General features: G+C 64.1%; 14 protein-coding genes. 6 read left to right on the top strand and 8 right to left on the bottom strand.

Annotated elements, in window-relative coordinates; all coding sequences use genetic code 11:
- Positions 1-84: 84 nt before the first annotated feature.
- Positions 85-756 (top strand): ribose-5-phosphate isomerase RpiA, encoded by a 672-nt coding sequence (rpiA, locus tag AC26AR_RS00115; RefSeq protein WP_077379692.1) that lies wholly within the window; start codon positions 85-87, stop codon positions 754-756.
- Positions 757-769: 13 nt separating this feature from the next.
- Positions 770-1,471: a DUF3157 family protein gene (locus AC26AR_RS00110; protein ID WP_488107359.1), complete on the top strand. Its 702-nt coding sequence runs from the start codon at positions 770-772 to the stop codon at positions 1,469-1,471.
- A 119-nt stretch (positions 1,472-1,590) separates the two neighbouring features.
- On the opposite strand, the gene AC26AR_RS00105 is transcribed toward AC26AR_RS00110, so the two are convergent.
- Together AC26AR_RS00105 and AC26AR_RS00100 are read right to left on the bottom strand one after the other, a co-directional pair.
- Positions 1,591-2,445 (bottom strand): outer membrane protein OmpK, encoded by an 855-nt coding sequence (locus AC26AR_RS00105; protein WP_077379697.1) that lies wholly within the window; start codon positions 2,443-2,445, stop codon positions 1,591-1,593.
- A 279-nt stretch (positions 2,446-2,724) separates the two neighbouring features.
- Complete coding sequence (locus AC26AR_RS00100) at positions 2,725-3,993, bottom strand: NupC/NupG family nucleoside CNT transporter (protein WP_077379699.1); 1,269 nt, start codon at positions 3,991-3,993, stop codon at positions 2,725-2,727.
- 307 nt (positions 3,994-4,300) lie between these two features.
- On the opposite strand from AC26AR_RS00100, the gene AC26AR_RS00095 reads away from it, so the two are divergent.
- The gene (locus AC26AR_RS00095; RefSeq protein ID WP_077379702.1) at positions 4,301-5,077 is read left to right on the top strand and encodes a DeoR/GlpR family DNA-binding transcription regulator; all 777 of its coding nucleotides are present in this window, start codon (positions 4,301-4,303) and stop codon (positions 5,075-5,077) included.
- A gap of 177 nt (positions 5,078-5,254) precedes the next feature.
- Here AC26AR_RS00095 and waaA read toward each other — a convergent pair whose 3' ends face one another.
- Genes waaA through AC26AR_RS00080 form a run of 3 tightly spaced genes read right to left on the bottom strand, consistent with a single transcriptional unit; the run spans position 5,255 to position 9,173 of the window.
- The gene (gene waaA, locus AC26AR_RS00090; RefSeq protein ID WP_488107358.1) at positions 5,255-6,577 is read right to left on the bottom strand and encodes a lipid IV(A) 3-deoxy-D-manno-octulosonic acid transferase; all 1,323 of its coding nucleotides are present in this window, start codon (positions 6,575-6,577) and stop codon (positions 5,255-5,257) included.
- 2 nt (positions 6,578-6,579) lie between these two features.
- Entirely contained in the window at positions 6,580-8,010 is a 1,431-nt protein-coding gene (gene hldE / locus AC26AR_RS00085; protein ID WP_488107357.1) for a bifunctional D-glycero-beta-D-manno-heptose-7-phosphate kinase/D-glycero-beta-D-manno-heptose 1-phosphate adenylyltransferase HldE, read from the bottom strand.
- Complete coding sequence (locus AC26AR_RS00080) at positions 8,010-9,173, bottom strand: glycosyltransferase family 9 protein (protein ID WP_077379708.1); 1,164 nt, start codon at positions 9,171-9,173, stop codon at positions 8,010-8,012. Before AC26AR_RS00080 ends, hldE begins: the two co-directional genes overlap by 1 nt.
- Between AC26AR_RS00080 and AC26AR_RS00075 the strand changes: the two genes are divergently transcribed.
- The 3 genes from AC26AR_RS00075 to AC26AR_RS00065 all read left to right on the top strand — a co-directional run bounded on the left by AC26AR_RS00075 (position 9,172) and on the right by AC26AR_RS00065 (position 12,110).
- Entirely contained in the window at positions 9,172-9,960 is a 789-nt protein-coding gene (locus tag AC26AR_RS00075; protein WP_488107356.1) for a 3-deoxy-D-manno-octulosonic acid kinase, read from the top strand. The genes AC26AR_RS00080 and AC26AR_RS00075 overlap by 2 nt on opposite strands.
- 156 nt (positions 9,961-10,116) lie before the next feature.
- The gene (locus tag AC26AR_RS00070) at positions 10,117-10,974 is read left to right on the top strand and encodes a glycosyltransferase family 2 protein (protein ID WP_077379712.1); all 858 of its coding nucleotides are present in this window, start codon (positions 10,117-10,119) and stop codon (positions 10,972-10,974) included.
- 2 nt (positions 10,975-10,976) lie between these two features.
- Entirely contained in the window at positions 10,977-12,110 is a 1,134-nt protein-coding gene (locus AC26AR_RS00065; RefSeq protein WP_488107355.1) for a glycosyltransferase family 4 protein, read from the top strand.
- 166 nt (positions 12,111-12,276) lie between these two features.
- Here the strand turns inward: AC26AR_RS00065 and AC26AR_RS00060 are convergent, their stop codons facing one another.
- The 3 genes from AC26AR_RS00060 to rfaD all read right to left on the bottom strand — a co-directional run bounded on the left by AC26AR_RS00060 (position 12,277) and on the right by rfaD (position 15,299).
- Positions 12,277-13,182, bottom strand: a complete 906-nt coding sequence (locus AC26AR_RS00060) for a hypothetical protein (protein WP_271302747.1) — start codon at positions 13,180-13,182, stop codon at positions 12,277-12,279.
- A 2-nt stretch (positions 13,183-13,184) separates the two neighbouring features.
- Complete coding sequence (waaF, locus tag AC26AR_RS00055) at positions 13,185-14,204, bottom strand: lipopolysaccharide heptosyltransferase II (RefSeq protein ID WP_271302748.1); 1,020 nt, start codon at positions 14,202-14,204, stop codon at positions 13,185-13,187.
- A gap of 138 nt (positions 14,205-14,342) precedes the next feature.
- The gene (gene rfaD / locus AC26AR_RS00050; protein ID WP_077379721.1) at positions 14,343-15,299 is read right to left on the bottom strand and encodes an ADP-glyceromanno-heptose 6-epimerase; all 957 of its coding nucleotides are present in this window, start codon (positions 15,297-15,299) and stop codon (positions 14,343-14,345) included.
- Between the last annotated feature and the right edge of the window lie 20 nt (positions 15,300-15,319).

Genomic DNA, 15,319 nt, shown 5'->3' with positions numbered 1-15,319 from the left:
GACACATCGGGATACGCGCCAGGCACCCTTGCCGACGCGATGACCGCCACTCTCAACCCCTGCCCCACCGACCCGAGGTATGACATGACCCAGGATGAGCTGAAGCAAGCCGTGGCCCGCGCTGCCCTTGATGAGATCCGCCCGCTGCTGAACCGCGACACCATCATCGGCGTCGGCACCGGCTCCACCGCCAACCTGTTCATCGATGCTCTGGCGGAGGTTCGCCACGACTTTGCCGGCGCCGTCGCCAGCTCCGAAGCCACTGCCCAGCGCCTCAAGGGCCACGGCATCGACGTCTACGAGCTCAACCATGTGGGCACCGTGCCGGTGTACGTGGATGGTGCCGACGAGATCGATCCGCGTCTGGCGATGATCAAGGGCGGTGGTGCGGCGCTGACCCGCGAGAAGATCGTCGCGGCCTGCGCTGAGCGTTTCGTGTGCATCGCCGATGGCTCGAAGCAGGTCGACATCCTCGGTGGCTTCCCGCTGCCGGTGGAAGTCATTCCGATGGCACGTTCCTACGTCGCGCGCGAACTGGTCAAGCTGGGCGCGGACCCGGTCTATCGTGAAGGCGTTCTGACGGACAACGGCAACCGCATCCTCGATTGCTACAACTTCCTGATCGAAGACCCGATCACCATGGAAGCCCGCATCAATGCCATCGTCGGCGTCGTCACCAATGGTCTGTTCGCCGCCCGTGGCGCCGATGTACTGCTGGTCGGTCGCGAGACAGGTGTCGAGCGCATCACTGCCTGAGGAGGCTCGCCTGATGACATGGAAGATCACGCGCCACCTTGGCACCCGAGGCCTGTCGCTTCTGGCCGCTGCCCTGCTCAGCCCGGTACTGATGGCAGACAGCCTGCCGATCAGCTCTCCGACGACCATCACGCTGGATAGTGGCGTCAAGGTGCTGCTCAAGCCGGACCACAGCTGGGAGTATCTGCTGGAAGTCTCCGACGAGCAGAGCCCACGCTCGACGCTCGGCAGCGCGACGATACCCACCTCGTCCGCCCTGCCGGTCGTACCCGCCAATACGCCCGCCGCTGGCGATGCAGGGCAACCAGTGCCGGCCCGCGCCAGCGCCTCTGCCCCGGCTCCGACCCAGGCACGCCTCAATGCCAGCGCACTGGCCAATCCGACGCTGCTGAGCGAGGGACATCGTGATGGGGTCGTCGCACGACTGACCGCCGTGGACATCGACGATGACGACGCTGTGCTGCGCTTCGAGATCCAGAACACCGCCGGGCAGAACGTCATCGCCACCCGGGCAAGACTGCGTCTTTATGGCGACGATGGCCGTCTGCTGGCGACGCGCGAGGCGCCGCTGTGGGTCGGCGAGTATCGGCTGCCCGAGACCTACCTGCGCCCCGGCCAGACCCGTGAGGGACGCAGCGTGCGCATCGCCCTGCCGGACGGCAGCTGGTCCCGCCAGCTGGTGCGCGTAGAAGTCAGCGAGGTCGAGTTCCGCTGATCACCAGGTGTCAGCTTCCAGGTGTCAGACGCCAGAGCAGCCAGACGAAAAACGGGAAGCCCTGAGGGGCTTCCCGTTTCTGTTTGCGCGCCGGTCGCTCATCGAGAGCGAAGCGGTGATCAGAACTTGTAGTTGATGCTGAAGTAGTTGCCGAAGCCGGTGGTGTCCTGACGCACGCCGGTGGCGGTGGAGCCATCGGTGAAGAACGCCATGTTGTTGTAGTACTTCAGGCCGTAACCCACCGCGAAACGCTGGGTGTGGTAGTAGATGCCGTTGAACCACTCCATGCTGTTGATGCTGCGACCGTCCTGGCTGCCCACTTCATCGGCATCGAACTTGTAGTCCAGATAGCCCTGATAGGCGATGAAGCTACCGTCCTCGAAGTTGACGAACGGCTTGAACCAGTTGGTGGACGCCATGTAGCCGTCCCACTTGCTCTCGTCTTCACCGCCGTAGTTCTCACGCACGTAGCGGGCGTAGAGGTTGAAGCCCATCTTGCCGAACCATGGCACCTGCACATCGCTGCCCAGACCGACATAGTGCTCCCACAGACCGCCGAATGCGCCGTTGTCACCGATGTTGGTGACGGTGGCGATGTAAAGCTCGTCCACCGGGCCGAAGGACAGGTCGTGACCGGTCATGGCGTCCAGCGAGAAGCGCGGGGCCAGCTTGGCGAAGAAGTTGTCGCCGCCATTGAGGTCATCCGAGCTGTCATCGAAGATGTCGAAGAAATCGACATAGCCGTAGAGATCGACGATGCCCGAACGGCCTCCGAATTCCATTTCCAGATAGGTATCTTCACTGTTGCGGAACGGCAGACGGTTGTCCTCGCTGCGCATCAGATTGAAGGTCAGCCACTTGTAGTCATTGGCGTGGATGTCGCCATTGAAATCGGTGGCCTGGGCTGGCGCGGCAGCCGTCAGGAGGGTAGTGGCGGCCAGTGCACTGGCCGCGACGGTCTTGAGCATAGTCATCGCGAAATGATCCTGTCTTGAGTAATCAACTGTTCTGAATTGTTGTGGTTATTGCCCGTCATGAACGACGTCTGCCATCAGCGTCGCCCCATGCCGCCCGCTTCGTCGTCGGGCTGCGCCGGATTTGCAAAGGGCGCGATGTTAGCACTTCCTCGCAAAAACGATAGGGCGACGTTTGGCGGATTTCCCTGTCACCAACGGCCGGTTTGTGAACATTTACACACCGAAGGCGACACCTCTTCGAATCGCCCATCCACTGTGAGATGGGCGACATCCCGATCAGGCCGCCAGCGCCAGGAAGAAGCCGGCGATCGCCGCCGACATCAGATTGGAAAGCGTACCGGCCAGTACCGCCTTGAGACCCAGACTGGCGATCTCATGCCGGCGCGTCGGGGCCAGGCTGCCCAACCCGCCGAGCAGAATGGCGATGGACGACAGGTTGGCGAAGCCGCACAGCGCGAAGGACAGCACGGCCATGGTGTAGGGCGTCATCACCGCACCCGTGGCAGCCACGAGACTGTCGCCACTCAGGTAGGGCGCCAGATTGATGTAGGCGACGAACTCGTTCACCACCAGCTTCTGACCGATGAAGGACCCCGCCAGCGTCGCCTCGCTCCATGGCACGCCCAGCAGGAAGGCCAACGGCGCGAAGAGCCAGCCGAGAATCATGTCGAGACTCAGGGTGTCCATGCCGAACCAGCCGCCGACGCCACCGAGAATGCCGTTGATCAGCCCGATCAAGGCGATGAAGGCCAGCAGCATCGCGCCGACATTGGCGGCCAGTTTCAGGCCGGAAGACGCACCGGATGCCGCAGCGTCCAGCACGTTGGACGGTGCGTCGTCATCCTTGAGCGAGGCATCCGCCACGGCGATCGAGTCATCCGGCTTGTCAGTCTCCGGGAACAGAAGCTTGGCAAACAGCAAGCCGCCGGGCGCTGCCATGAAGGACGCCGCCACCAGATACTCCATCGGGATGCCCAGCGCCGCGTAGCCACCCAGTACGGAGCCGGCGACGGATGCCAGACCACCACACATCACGGCGAACAGCTCGGAACGCGTCATGCTCGCCAGATAGGGCTTGACCACCAGCGGTGCCTCCGTCTGTCCGACGAAGATGTTGGCGGTCGCGGAGAGGGATTCCGTGCGCGACGTTCCCAGCACGCGCTGCAGGCCGCCCCCCAGCAGGCGAATCACCCACTGCATGATGCCGAGGTAGTAGAGCACCGCGATCAGCGACGAGAAGAAGATGATGATCGGCAGCACCTTGATGGCGAAGATGAAGCCGACACCGCTGCCCGGATTGGCCAGACTGCCGAACAGGAAGCTGATGCCTTGATCGGCATAATTGACAACCTGACTGACGGCGCCCGAGACACCGGCCAGCACACCCTGGCCGAAGGAGGTGTAGAGCACGAAGGCACCGATGGCCAACTGGATGGCAAAGGCGCCCCCGACGGTGCGCAGGCGGATGGCGCGTCGATTCGATGACAACGCCACGGCGATGAGGATGAGCGATGCCATCCCGACCAGACTCATGAGGGGATTCATTGGGAAGGTCCTGATGTGTTCTTGTGCTTGTTATGGAATGCGCTTGTGCGCGATGTCGCCGCGATTCTCAACGGGACACGGTGTTATGATTTTTTCTCAGCATGTTAAAAGAGTCACAATCTGACCAAGGAGTCAATGCAAACGCTTGAGCGATTCGGGCCTTGCTTTCCTGCAACGCCCGCGCGGATCTCTCACGCGAGAAAAGTTATCCCTGCCAGTCAGTGAGTTATCATCACACCATGACCCGAGGGCATGTTGGCTTCTCCAACGCTTTCTCACCGCCATCGGCAAAAAAGGACCCTGCCGCATGAACAACCAAAGCGCTGCACGCCTTGACCGCTTGCAGGCCATCCTGCGCGAGGGCAGCCCACTGCAGCTCAGCGACGCCGCACAGCTCTGCGGCGTGTCCGAGATGACGATTCGCCGTGATGTCACTCACAGCAACGGGCTGTTGGAGATACTGGGGGGACGCCTGCTGCTGGCGGAATCTTCCGCAAGCAGCGTCTATCGCCTCGACCGCGAGATCGATGCCAGCGCTCCTATCAAGCAAGCGTTGTGCCAGCGACTGGCCAGTCACATCGAGGACGGCGATACCCTGTACGTGGATTGCGGGACGACCCTGGTCCACCTGGCCGCGGCACTGGATCGTCAGATGACACTGACCCTGGTGACCTGCGCCCTGAATGTCGCCAACGCCGTCGGCCACCTGCCCGGCGTGCGACTGGTCATGCTGGGCGGACTGTTTCATCCGGCCACCCAGTCCTTTACCGCCACCGACATGCCGGAAGCCATTCGCCGTCTGGGCATCAACAAGGCATTTCTCTCGGCCGGTGGCGTGCACGCCGAGCGCGGCGTCAGCTGCTTCCACTTTCATGAGGTGGCGGCCAAGCAGGCCGCGCTGGAAAGCGCCATGCAGCGCTTTCTGATCATCGATGCCCGCAAGTTCGAGATGGTACGCCCGGCCTTCATCGCGCCACTGGAAAGCTTCGATGTGGTGATCAGCAATGCCAGCGCCGCAGCGCGCGATTGCCTGGAGGGTCTGGATGCCGACATGGGCGTGACGGCGCAGCTCATCGAGTGCTGAGACAGGGCCTGCGCTTCGGTGAGTGAGCGCTGACCTCGCCCCACGCGAGGTCCATACGCAGAAACGCCGCACGATGGTGCGGCGTTTCTGCGCATGATCTTCCCATTGATGCCCCAGTGGCGTGCATCCCCCACGACCGAAATCGGCATGGCGAGCTCACCTCCGTCTCTCGTCGGCTCAGCTCGGCAACAGGTCTTCCAGCTGCTGCAGTGTCCCTGCCAGCGCCCCGCGATTGCGGGCTACCCGTTCACGCGCCGCCTGCCCTGCCCGTTGGCGCTGCGACTCATCTTCCAGCAGGGTGATGACGGCCTCGGCCAGCGCCTCGGCATCATCGACGACCTGCAGAGCTCCTTCCGCCGTCATCACCTCGGCGATCTCACTGAAGTTCTCAAGCGATGGGCCACTCAACAGTGGCAGCCCAAGCGCGGCCGGTTCGAGCAGATTATGCCCGCCGATGGGCACCAGGCTGCCGCCGATGAAGGCGACATCGCTCGCCGCATACAGGGCGAGCAGCTCGCCCAGGCTATCGCCGACCAGCACCGACAGACGGCTCTTCTCGAGGCGGCTTTCCGCATGCATGTGGCTGCGACGCAGGCAGGTTTCCCCGCGTGACTCACACCAGCTCGCACTCTGTGCGGCGACCGTCTCGAAGCGTTGCGGATGGCGCGGCACCAGCAGCAGCAAGGCATCAGGATGCCGAGCACGCACGGCTGCGTGGGCATCCAGCATCAGGGCATCTTCCCCCTCGTGTGTCGAGGCGGCGATCCACACCCGCCGCCCCTGGAACTGCTCGCGCAGTCCCTTGCCTGCCGCGACGGCCTGTGGCGATATCTCGAGCTCGAACTTGAGTGAACCGACCGTCTTCCCCCGCGCCGCAGGAAGCCCAAGCGCGATGAAACGCTCGAGATCTTCCGGCGCCTTGGCCGTCAGCGCGCTCACCTGCGACAACGTCTCGCGCATCAAGGCCCCGACCTTGCGGTAGCGTGTGAAGGCGCGCGGTGACAGCCGCGCATTGACCACGCTCACGGGTATCCCCTGGCGCGCACAGCTTGCGATCAGATTCGGCCACAGCTCGGTTTCCACCAGCACGACCAGGGCCGGCCGCAGGCGAGACACGAAGCGACGTGCGCTGCAGGGAAAGTCCAGTGGCAGATAATGATGCCGCGCAGGGGCAAGCTCGGGCGTTCCCTCAGGCGTGTGCAACAGGCGAGCCGCCTGGGCAGCCCCCGTCGCGGTCATGGTGGTCACGATCAGCGGGCGAAGGGGATAGCGGCGCCGCAGCGCCTCGATGGCACTGGCCATCATGACCATCTCGCCCAGCGAGGCCGCATGCAGCCAGATGGGGCGCTCGCGGTCCGGCATGGCGGCAGGCGTGGCAGGGAGGATGCCCAGCCGCTCCAGGCGCGAGTGCCGATCATCGTGTTCGCGCCAGACCCGCTGCCAGATGAGGGGAGACAGCAAGGTCAGTGCGGTGCTGTAGAGGCCACGGGCAAGGCTCACGCCTAGTCCTCGCGATCAAGAATGGTGGCGATCATCGCCGTGGTGGAGACGCCATCCTCGAAACCGAGCACACGCACCTCGCCACCGTTGGCGATCACCGCCTCGCCCCCGGCGATCTCTTCAGGACGATAGTCACCGCCCTTGACCAGCACATCCGGCAGCACGGCCTCGATCAGGCGTGCCGGGGTGTCTTCGCTGAAGGGCACGACCCAGGCGACCGCGCCGAGGCCCGCCAGCACCTGCATGCGACGCAGTACCGGGTTGATCGGACGCGTCGGCCCCTTGAGGCGTGCCACCGAGGCATCGTCATTGACCGCCACGATCAGACGGTCGCCCTGACGTGCCGCCTCCTGCAGGTAGGCCACATGACCGGCATGCAGGATGTCGAAGCAGCCATTGGTCATCACCACGCGCTCGCCGCGTGCCTGGGCAGCCTTCACTGCCGGGATGAGCGCGGACTCTTGGATCACGCCGAATTCCGCCAGCTTGTCACCATGCAGCGCGGTGTAGAGCTCTGCCACCGACAGGGTCGCGGTGCCCGGCTTGGCGACGACCAGGCCTGCGGCCAGATTGGCCAGCATCACGGCCTCCGGGAAGGCATGGCCAGCCGCCAGCGCCAGACCCAGCACGCCGATCACCGTATCGCCGGCACCGGTGACGTCATAGACCTCACGCGCATGCGTCGGCAGATGCAGCGGCTGATGGCCCTCGCGGATCAGGGTCATGCCCTTCTCGCTACGCGTCACCAGCAGAGCTTCCAGCTCGAGCTCGGCACGCAGCGCTTCACCCTTCTCGGCCAGTTCCTCATCGCTGCGGCATGGCCCGACGATGGTCTCGAATTCGGTCAGATTGGGGGTGATGATGCTGGCGCCACGATAGCGCGAGAAATCACTGCCCTTGGGGTCGACCAGCACGCGCTTGCCCGCCGCGCGCGCCGCGGCGATCAGCGCCTCGACCTGATTCAGCGAGCCCTTGCCGTAGTCGGAGAGAATCATCACGCCGCTGGCCCCCAGCTCGGCCTCGACATGGCGCACCAGCGCGCTGGTATCCACCTCGTGCAGCGGCTCCTCGAAATCGAGGCGCAGCAGCTGCTGATTGCGGCTCATCACGCGCAGCTTGGTGATGGTCGGCACGCTGTCACTGGCCTGGAAGCGCGTGATGACATTGGCGTTTTCCAGTGCGCGGGTCAGGATGGCGGCGTTGTCATCCTGACCGACCACACCGGCGAGAGTGGCATGCGCACCGAGCGACGCGATGTTGAGCGCGACGTTGGCGGCACCGCCCGGGCGGTCTTCACTCTCGCCGACGCGCACCACCGGCACCGGGGCTTCCGGCGAGATGCGTGAGGTGCCACCGTGCCAGTAGCGGTCGAGCATCACATCACCCACGACCAGCAGGCGAGCCCGTTCAAGCGCAGTCAGATCAAGCTTCATCAGGCGTCTCCGCGTGCAGAGGGAAATTCAGAAGAAGAGGTGTCAGTAGACGAGACAGCCGCGACCGGCAGACGTTCGCAACTCTGGCCGCGAATGACGCCATCGGTGTCCGCCAGCAGCTCAGCGAGGCGCGCGATGACATCCTCGGCGCGGATCAGGCTCATGGCGTCCTGATGGCGTACGCGCTGGCCCCAGTGGATCTCGTCCATCTGCTTGTGCAGATAGGTTTCCACCGCATCCGGATAGCGATTGACCACCAGATGCTGCCAGCAATAGGGCGCCGCACGCTCGGGGTTGGTGGTGGCGTACAGGCCGATCACCGGTGTATTGAGCGCATTGCCCATATGCACGGGGCCGGAGTCCGGCGCGATCACCGCGACGGCGCGATCGATCAGCGCCAGCAGGCCCTTGAGCGAGGTACCACCGATGGCATCGATGACCGCGCCTTCACTGACCAGCGCCTTGATGCGCGCGCCCATCTCGCGTTCCTGCGGGCTGCCGCCGCCGGTCATCACGCTGCGGATGCCGTATTGCTGCCAGGCATGATCGACGACCGCCGCATAGCCCTCGGCCGACCAGTTGCGGAAGTTGCGCAGGCGCGGATTGGCACACGGACTGATGACGAGATAGGGCGCTTCACCGGTCACGCGCGCCGCCTCACCATAGGCCTCGGGCGGCACATCGAGACGCCAGTCGAGCCGGCAGTCCTCGACACCCAGGGCACGTGCGAAGTCCATGAACGACTCCAGCACGTGAGCGCGCTCGCGCGGGGCCAGCTGATGGGAGGTAAAGAGGTACTGCCAGTCCTTGGCGCGCGCACGGTCGTAACCGATGCGCACTCGGGCCTTGAGGCCCAACGACAGGGCGCTGGCGCGCAGCGCCTGCTGCATGTGCAACAGCACATCGAAGTGCGTGTCCTTGAGCTGACGCCAGATGGCGCGCATGCCTGCAAGGCCGGTGGACTTGTCGTAGACCACGAACTCGACCCCGGTCAGGCCGGACAGTAAACTGTGCTCCCCCTTGCCGACGATCCAGGTAATGCGGGCCTCAGGCCACTGACGCTGCAAGGCGCGTACCGTTGGCACAAGATTGCAGACATCGCCGAGAGCGGAGAGCCGGAGCACGCAGATATGTGCGGGCTGGGCAGGGAGAGGATGCTTCATGCGGATGGCAGTTTTCCGAAATGAGAATGCCCACATTCTATATGATGGCGAAACAGCGCCACAAATGACGCCGGACTGGTTCATGCCATCGTTCTGGCGCGAACACGGCGCCGTGACCGGAGAAGCACCGGGGCGTGGGGCGAGTCTGTTCCTCGATGTCTGTCGTTTGCCCGCTGAGCTGCAACCCGTCCATGCCACTGGAACCCCGTCTCAACGCTGGGCGCTGCGCCCCTATCGACGCGGTGGTCTGATCGCGAAGATCGCTCGTCAGCGCTACCTCTACACCAGCCTTGAGCGCACCCGCGCCTTCGCCGAGCTGCGCCTGACGGAAACGCTGCATCGCCAGGGGCTGCCGGTACCAGAGCCGGTCGGCGCCTGCGTATGGCGGCATGGCCTGAGCTACGAGGCCGCCCTGATCACGGTACTGATTCCCGGCGCGCGCGCCTTCGCCGATGATCTGATCGCCCTCGAAGCACAGCGTCTGCCTGCCGGGGCCGAGCTGCCCGAATCCCTGCTGGCAGTGCTGGAGACGACAGGCCGCGCCATTCGCGCCGTACATGACGCCGGGCTCGAGCATGTCGATCTCAACGCACGCAACCTGCTGGTCGATGAAGGCGGACGCGTCTACGTGATCGATCTCGACCGCTGCCAGCTGCATGACGAGGCTCCCGCCGACGCACGCTGGCGCGAGAACAACCTCTCACGCCTGGGGCGCTCGCTGGCGCGCTTCACGCCGAGGCACCATGCCGCGTGCCTGGCCGCCATTCGCAGCGCCTATCACGCCTGACGCTTCAGCGTATCGCCCTGCAGGCATCGGTGCCCATGCAGTGTACGATAGCGACATGAATCGTCGGCAGGCGCATCATCCGATTCCCGCCTGCCACTGCGTCCCATCGGCGCCTGTCACACACGTGAGCCAGGCGCTCTCAAGACAGAGACCGTCATGAATCCGAGCGACGAGGTCCCGGCCGTCACCCCGACCGCCCCTCCTTCCGATGGCAAGCTGCGCACCGCCGTGCCCATCACCGGCTGCGTCATCACTCTCAATGAAGCCCACAACATCGAGGATTGCCTGCGCTCGCTGGCCCAGGTCTGCGATGAGCTGATCGTGGTCGATTCCGGCTCCACGGATGCCACCTGCGAGCTGGCGCGCGCCATGGGCGCCGTGGTGATCGACCAGCCCTATCTGGGCGACGGGCCGCAGAAGAACGTCGGACCGAGCCATGCCAGCCACCGCTGGGTGCTGTCACTGGACGCCGATGAACGCCTGACCGACGGGGCCGTCAGCGCCATCCGTGAACTGGCACTCGACAGCACGCCACATGATGGCTTCGCCCTGCGGCGTCGCAACTTCATCGGCTCGCGCTGGGTGCGACATGCCGGCTGGTACCCCGATTACTGCCTGCGCCTGTATGACCGCGAGAAGCTCGCCTTCCGCGATTCGCGCCAGCACAGCTCCGTTCAGGCCAGCCACCCCTGCGAGCTGGATGCGGACCTTGAGCATTACAGCTTCGCCAATCTGGGTGAGCTGTTCGTCAAGGCCAGTGGTCGCTTCTCGAATCGCGCCGCCAAGATCATGTATCAGAAGGGAAAACGCGCCAACGCCTTCACGCCCTTCCTGCATGCCAGCAATGCCTTCATGCGCAAGTTCGTCTTCCAGGCCGGCTTCCGCGATGGCGTCGATGGCTTCTCGGTGGCGCTGTCCGCCAGCGTCAATGCCTACCTGAAATACGCCAAGCTGCTGGAATTCCAGCGCGACGCCAAGGTGCGTGAGGCGGAAGACTTCAACAAGGTATGGTGACCATGACCTCTGCTTGTGAGCAGGCGGCGTCGCAAGCTCCGTCTCGGCCGCTGCACGTGCGCCACGTCAATCTGGCCCGCGGCTTTCGCGGCGGTGAGCGCCAGACGCTCAACCTGATCGCGGACCTGGCGCGACGCGCCAGCCCGGGAGAGAACGGCGAGCCTGGTACGCCCATCCGTCAGTCGCTGGTGTGCCTGCAAGGCTCGCCATTGATCACCGAACTGGCGGCGCTTGAGCTTGCCGTCACGGTGGACGTGATCGAGATCCACGGGCGCTTCAGGGGCCATCTCGGTCAGCCTCGCGCCGATATCGTGCATGCTCACGAAGCCAAGGCCGTGCACTGGGCGTGGCTGCATCAGCGCCTCACCGGCACGCCTTATCTGCTGACCCGCCGGGTGCCTCAGCCGGTGAAGGACAAGTGGTTCAATCGTCTGACCTATCGCGCCGCCGCCTGCCGGGTGGCGATTTCCTCGGTGATCGAGTCACACCTGCGTGAGCGCCAGTGGGGGGAGACGGCTCTGATTCCCAGCACCCTCGCCCACCTGCCCAGCGATGAGACAGCCGTGGGCAGACTGCGGGAGCGCTTCGGCAATACGCCCGCCGGGGGTCGCTTCGTCGTCGGGCATGTCGGCGCGCTGGTGGACCGCCACAAGGGCCAGCGAGTGCTGATCGAGGCGGCCCGTCAGCTGCGCGACAGTCACCCGCAGCTGCTGTTCGTCTGCCTGGGCGCGGGAGAGGATGAAGCCGCCTTCAAGGCGGAGAGCGCCGATCTGGACAATCTTGTCTGGGAGGGTTTCCACACCAATGTCGGCGACTATCTGGAGGCCTTCGATCTGTTCGCCTTCCCGTCACGCAATGAAGGACTTGGCTCGATCCTGCTCGACGTGATGGATCACGGCGTACCGATCATCGCAAGCGAGGTGGATGGCATCCCCGATATCGTGCATGACGATGCCACCGGCGTGCTGGTGCCCACCGATGATGCACCCGCGCTGGCTGCCGCCATCGTGGCACTCGGCGATGACGCACCACGTCGGGAGCGGCTGGTCGCGGGCGCGCGGGCGCATCTGACTCGCTTCACCCCCAGCGCCATGGGCGAGGCCTATCTGGGGCTTTATCAGCGACTGGCACGCTAGACCGCTTCTCGCCTCAGGCATCTATCGCCCAGGCATCTATCGCCCAGGTACCTGTCGCCCAAGTACCTCCTGTCGCTCGAACAGAGAGAACGAAAAAGCCCTGTTTCATGTGAAACATCACGATGAAACAGGGCTTTTTCGTTTTTATAAACAACAGGTTATCGGCTCAACTGCCGGAATTTGCATCCTCGAGTCCACGCAGATCCGGCCACCCCTCATCCACTCCCATCACGGGATAGGTCTTGGGGTCCAGCGGGCCGGGTTCGCTTTCGGGACGACACTCTTGCAGCGCAGCCTGCAGACGCCGCAGAGCCTCATCACCTTCGGCACCGGCGGTCACCTTGTCCCAGAACTCACGATGTACCGCCTTGATGACGACAGGCACGCGGGGCACTCCCACCTGCTGCGCCATCGCCAGGCGATGCAGGCCACGATTGATCTTGAGCAGACGGCCATCACGCGTCACCGCGACGCCCATCTCATCCTTGGTGATGCCCTGGCGGAAGCCATTGGCGGCCATGTCCTGCAGATAACCGCGATAACAGCGCAGGTAACCGAGAATCTGTTCCTCACTGTCCATCAGCAGGCCATCACGCGGCGATGCCCAGGGCTTGCCCGCCTCCAGCAAGGCCTTGAGCTGCTGATAACGCTCGGTCACCGTCAGATCATCACCATGCTCGATCAGGTCACGCATCAGGCGCGAGCGTGAGCCGAAGCGGAAGGCGCCACGCCGCAGGTCCCAGTCGCCGTCCCAGATGAAGGCGTTGGAGGAAGGCCGCTTGCGCTTGTCACGCCCGAAGTTGACGTCGCGCACCAGTTCACGCGGATTGATCCACAGTGTCAGCGCCTCTGGTCCCATCACGTCTTCCACGGCATGTCGCGGCAAGCCACGCTGCTCAAGCCCCTGATGGCGCGAGCGATGCCGGCACCAGCGCACCAGCCATGCCCGGCTGAACGGCAGTACCAGGTGCTGCTCACACCAGGCACGCCACGCCTCGATACGCTGTGCACGCGTCATGGCCCCGCGCATCCGCGGATGGATCAGATCATCCGTCGTACGATTCTTCGGCAAGCTCACCGCTCATCCTCATCCAGCGCGATCGCCGTCAGCAATCGCTCAGGCGCGATGTGATTCAGGCAGTTGGTATGCCCCAACGGACAGACGCGCTTGAAACACGGTGAGCACTCCAGCGCCAGCCAGTGAATCTCGCGATTGGCCGTCAGCGGGGGCGTGTAATGTGGTGACGAGGAGCCGTAGATGCCCTGGATACGGGCCCCTACCGCGGCCGCCACATGCATCAGGCCGGAATCATTGCTGACCACTTCCCGACACTCGGCGATCAGATCCACCGCATCCGCCAGTCGCGTCTTGCCACACAGGTTGTGGACGCCGGCCAGCCCCTGGGCAATCTCCTCACCGGCCGCCACATCCTTGGGACCGCCAAAGATACGCACCTCAGCCCCGGCCTGCGTCAGTGACTCGGCAAGCTCGCGAAAGTGCGCCAGTGGCCACTGCTTGGCCGGCCCGTATTCCGCGCCCGGCATCATGCCGATGATGGGGGCCGGTGGCGCACTCAGGCCCAGCGCCTCGCGCAGACGCCGCTGATTGGCGCTGTCGGTGACGAGACAGGGTTCGGGGATGCGCTGCGGCGGGTTGGACTCGTCCAGCGGTAGGCCCAGTGAGGTGAAGCGCTTGACGGTCTGATCGAGAATCGACTTGTCGAGCTTGCGGCACTCGGTGAGCAGGCCGTGGCGCTGCTCACCGGTGAAGCCGACCCGCACTGGAATACGCGCGAAGAATGGCACCAGCGCCGACTTCCAGGAGCGCGGCAGCACGATGGCGCGATCGAAACGCCCGCGCAGCGAGCGCCCCAGTCGCCAGCGCGCCTTGAGGGCGAAGTCGCCATGCCCCGCCGGCAGTGCCAGCGCTTCCTCGACCTCGGGCATGCGCTCGATGATCGGTTGCGACCAGGCGGGCGCCAGCACACTGATCCGGCAGCCGGGCGAGCGCTGCTTCAACGTCATGAACAGGCTCTGCGCCATCACCATGTCGCCGACCCAGCTGGGCCCGACCACCAGAATGCGCTCACTCATGCCTTGCTCCTCTTCACGGCCAACCCTCTTTGCGGATGCGCTTGCCCTGCCCCATCGCACTTGCGATGCAGGCGCCCATGCTCATTCCACACGCGCTTACCCTCAGTCCACACGAGCTCAGTCCACACGTGCTCAGACTCAGCGATTCAGCCATTCGAGATAGGCGCGGGTGCCCTGGGCAACGGTCTTGAACTCGACGTTGCAGCCGGCCTTGCGCAGCTTGCCGATGTCGGCACGCGTGAAGCTCTGGTAGCGGCCCTTGAGGTTTTCCGGGAAGTCGATGTACTCGATCTCGCCCTTCTCGTAGTACTCGATGACGGTCTCGGCGATCGCCTTGAACGGCTCGGCACGGCCGGTACCCAGGTTGAAGATGCCGGAGGCTTCCGGGTGATCGAGGAACCACAGATTGACGTCGACCACATCACCGACGTAGACGAAGTCACGGCTCTGCATGCCGGCTTCATAGCCATCGTAGGCGCCGAACAGCTTCGGGTTCTCGCCCGCCTTCACCTGGGTGTGATGGTGGTAGGCGACGCTGGCCATCTTGCCCTTGTGCTGCTCACGCGGGCCATAGACATTGAAATAGCGGAAGCCGACCACCTGGGTGGTCAGGCTGTCCCAACGCTGGCGCACGTGCTGGTCAAACAGCAGCTTGGAGTAGCCGTAGACGTTGAGCGGCCCTTCGAACTCCGGTGTTTCCTTGAAGACCTGGCTGTCGCCGTAGGTCGCCGCGGAGCTCGCGTAGAGGAAGGGAATCTGATTCGCCTCACAGAAGTTGAGCAGCACCTTGGAGTACTCGAAGTTGTTCTCGAGCATGAACTGGCCGTCCCACTCGGTGGTATCGGAGCAGGCGCCCTCGTGGAAGATCGCCTCGATCTTCGGCAGCTCGGCATACTCACCCATCAGGCTCGACTGGACGCGAATCAGGAAATCGTCCTTGTCGAGATAGTCGGCAATGGTCAGATCCGCCAGATTGACGAACTTGGTGCCGTCACTCAGGTCATCCACCACCAGGATATCGGTACGGCCGCGATCATTGAGTGCCTTGACGATATTGGCACCGATGAAGCCGGCGCCTCCGGTAACGACGATCATTTGAGCTCCCAGAGCCTCTC

Source organism: Cobetia sp. PS-4MA (assembly GCF_057670765.1).
Note: the sequence above shows the minus strand (reverse complement) of the source record. Positions and strands in the feature narration are given on the sequence as shown.

What these genes read in the sequence shown, in the direction of transcription:
- rpiA (WP_077379692.1), top strand. Translation starts at nt 85, where the DNA reads ATGACCCAGGATGAGCTGAAGCAAGCCGTGGCCCGCGCTGCCCTTGAT.
- AC26AR_RS00110 (WP_488107359.1), top strand. Translation starts at nt 770, where the DNA reads ATGACATGGAAGATCACGCGCCACCTTGGCACCCGAGGCCTGTCGCTT.
- AC26AR_RS00105 (WP_077379697.1), bottom strand. Translation starts at nt 2,445, where the DNA reads ATGACTATGCTCAAGACCGTCGCGGCCAGTGCACTGGCCGCCACTACC.
- AC26AR_RS00100 (WP_077379699.1), bottom strand. Translation starts at nt 3,993, where the DNA reads ATGAATCCCCTCATGAGTCTGGTCGGGATGGCATCGCTCATCCTCATC.
- AC26AR_RS00095 (WP_077379702.1), top strand. Translation starts at nt 4,301, where the DNA reads ATGAACAACCAAAGCGCTGCACGCCTTGACCGCTTGCAGGCCATCCTG.
- hldE (WP_488107357.1), bottom strand. Translation starts at nt 8,010, where the DNA reads ATGAAGCTTGATCTGACTGCGCTTGAACGGGCTCGCCTGCTGGTCGTG.
- AC26AR_RS00075 (WP_488107356.1), top strand. Translation starts at nt 9,172, where the DNA reads ATGCGGATGGCAGTTTTCCGAAATGAGAATGCCCACATTCTATATGAT.
- AC26AR_RS00080 (WP_077379708.1), bottom strand. Translation starts at nt 9,173, where the DNA reads ATGAAGCATCCTCTCCCTGCCCAGCCCGCACATATCTGCGTGCTCCGG.
- AC26AR_RS00070 (WP_077379712.1), top strand. Translation starts at nt 10,117, where the DNA reads ATGAATCCGAGCGACGAGGTCCCGGCCGTCACCCCGACCGCCCCTCCT.
- AC26AR_RS00065 (WP_488107355.1), top strand. Translation starts at nt 10,977, where the DNA reads ATGACCTCTGCTTGTGAGCAGGCGGCGTCGCAAGCTCCGTCTCGGCCG.
- waaF (WP_271302748.1), bottom strand. Translation starts at nt 14,204, where the DNA reads ATGAGTGAGCGCATTCTGGTGGTCGGGCCCAGCTGGGTCGGCGACATG.
- rfaD (WP_077379721.1), bottom strand. Translation starts at nt 15,299, where the DNA reads ATGATCGTCGTTACCGGAGGCGCCGGCTTCATCGGTGCCAATATCGTC.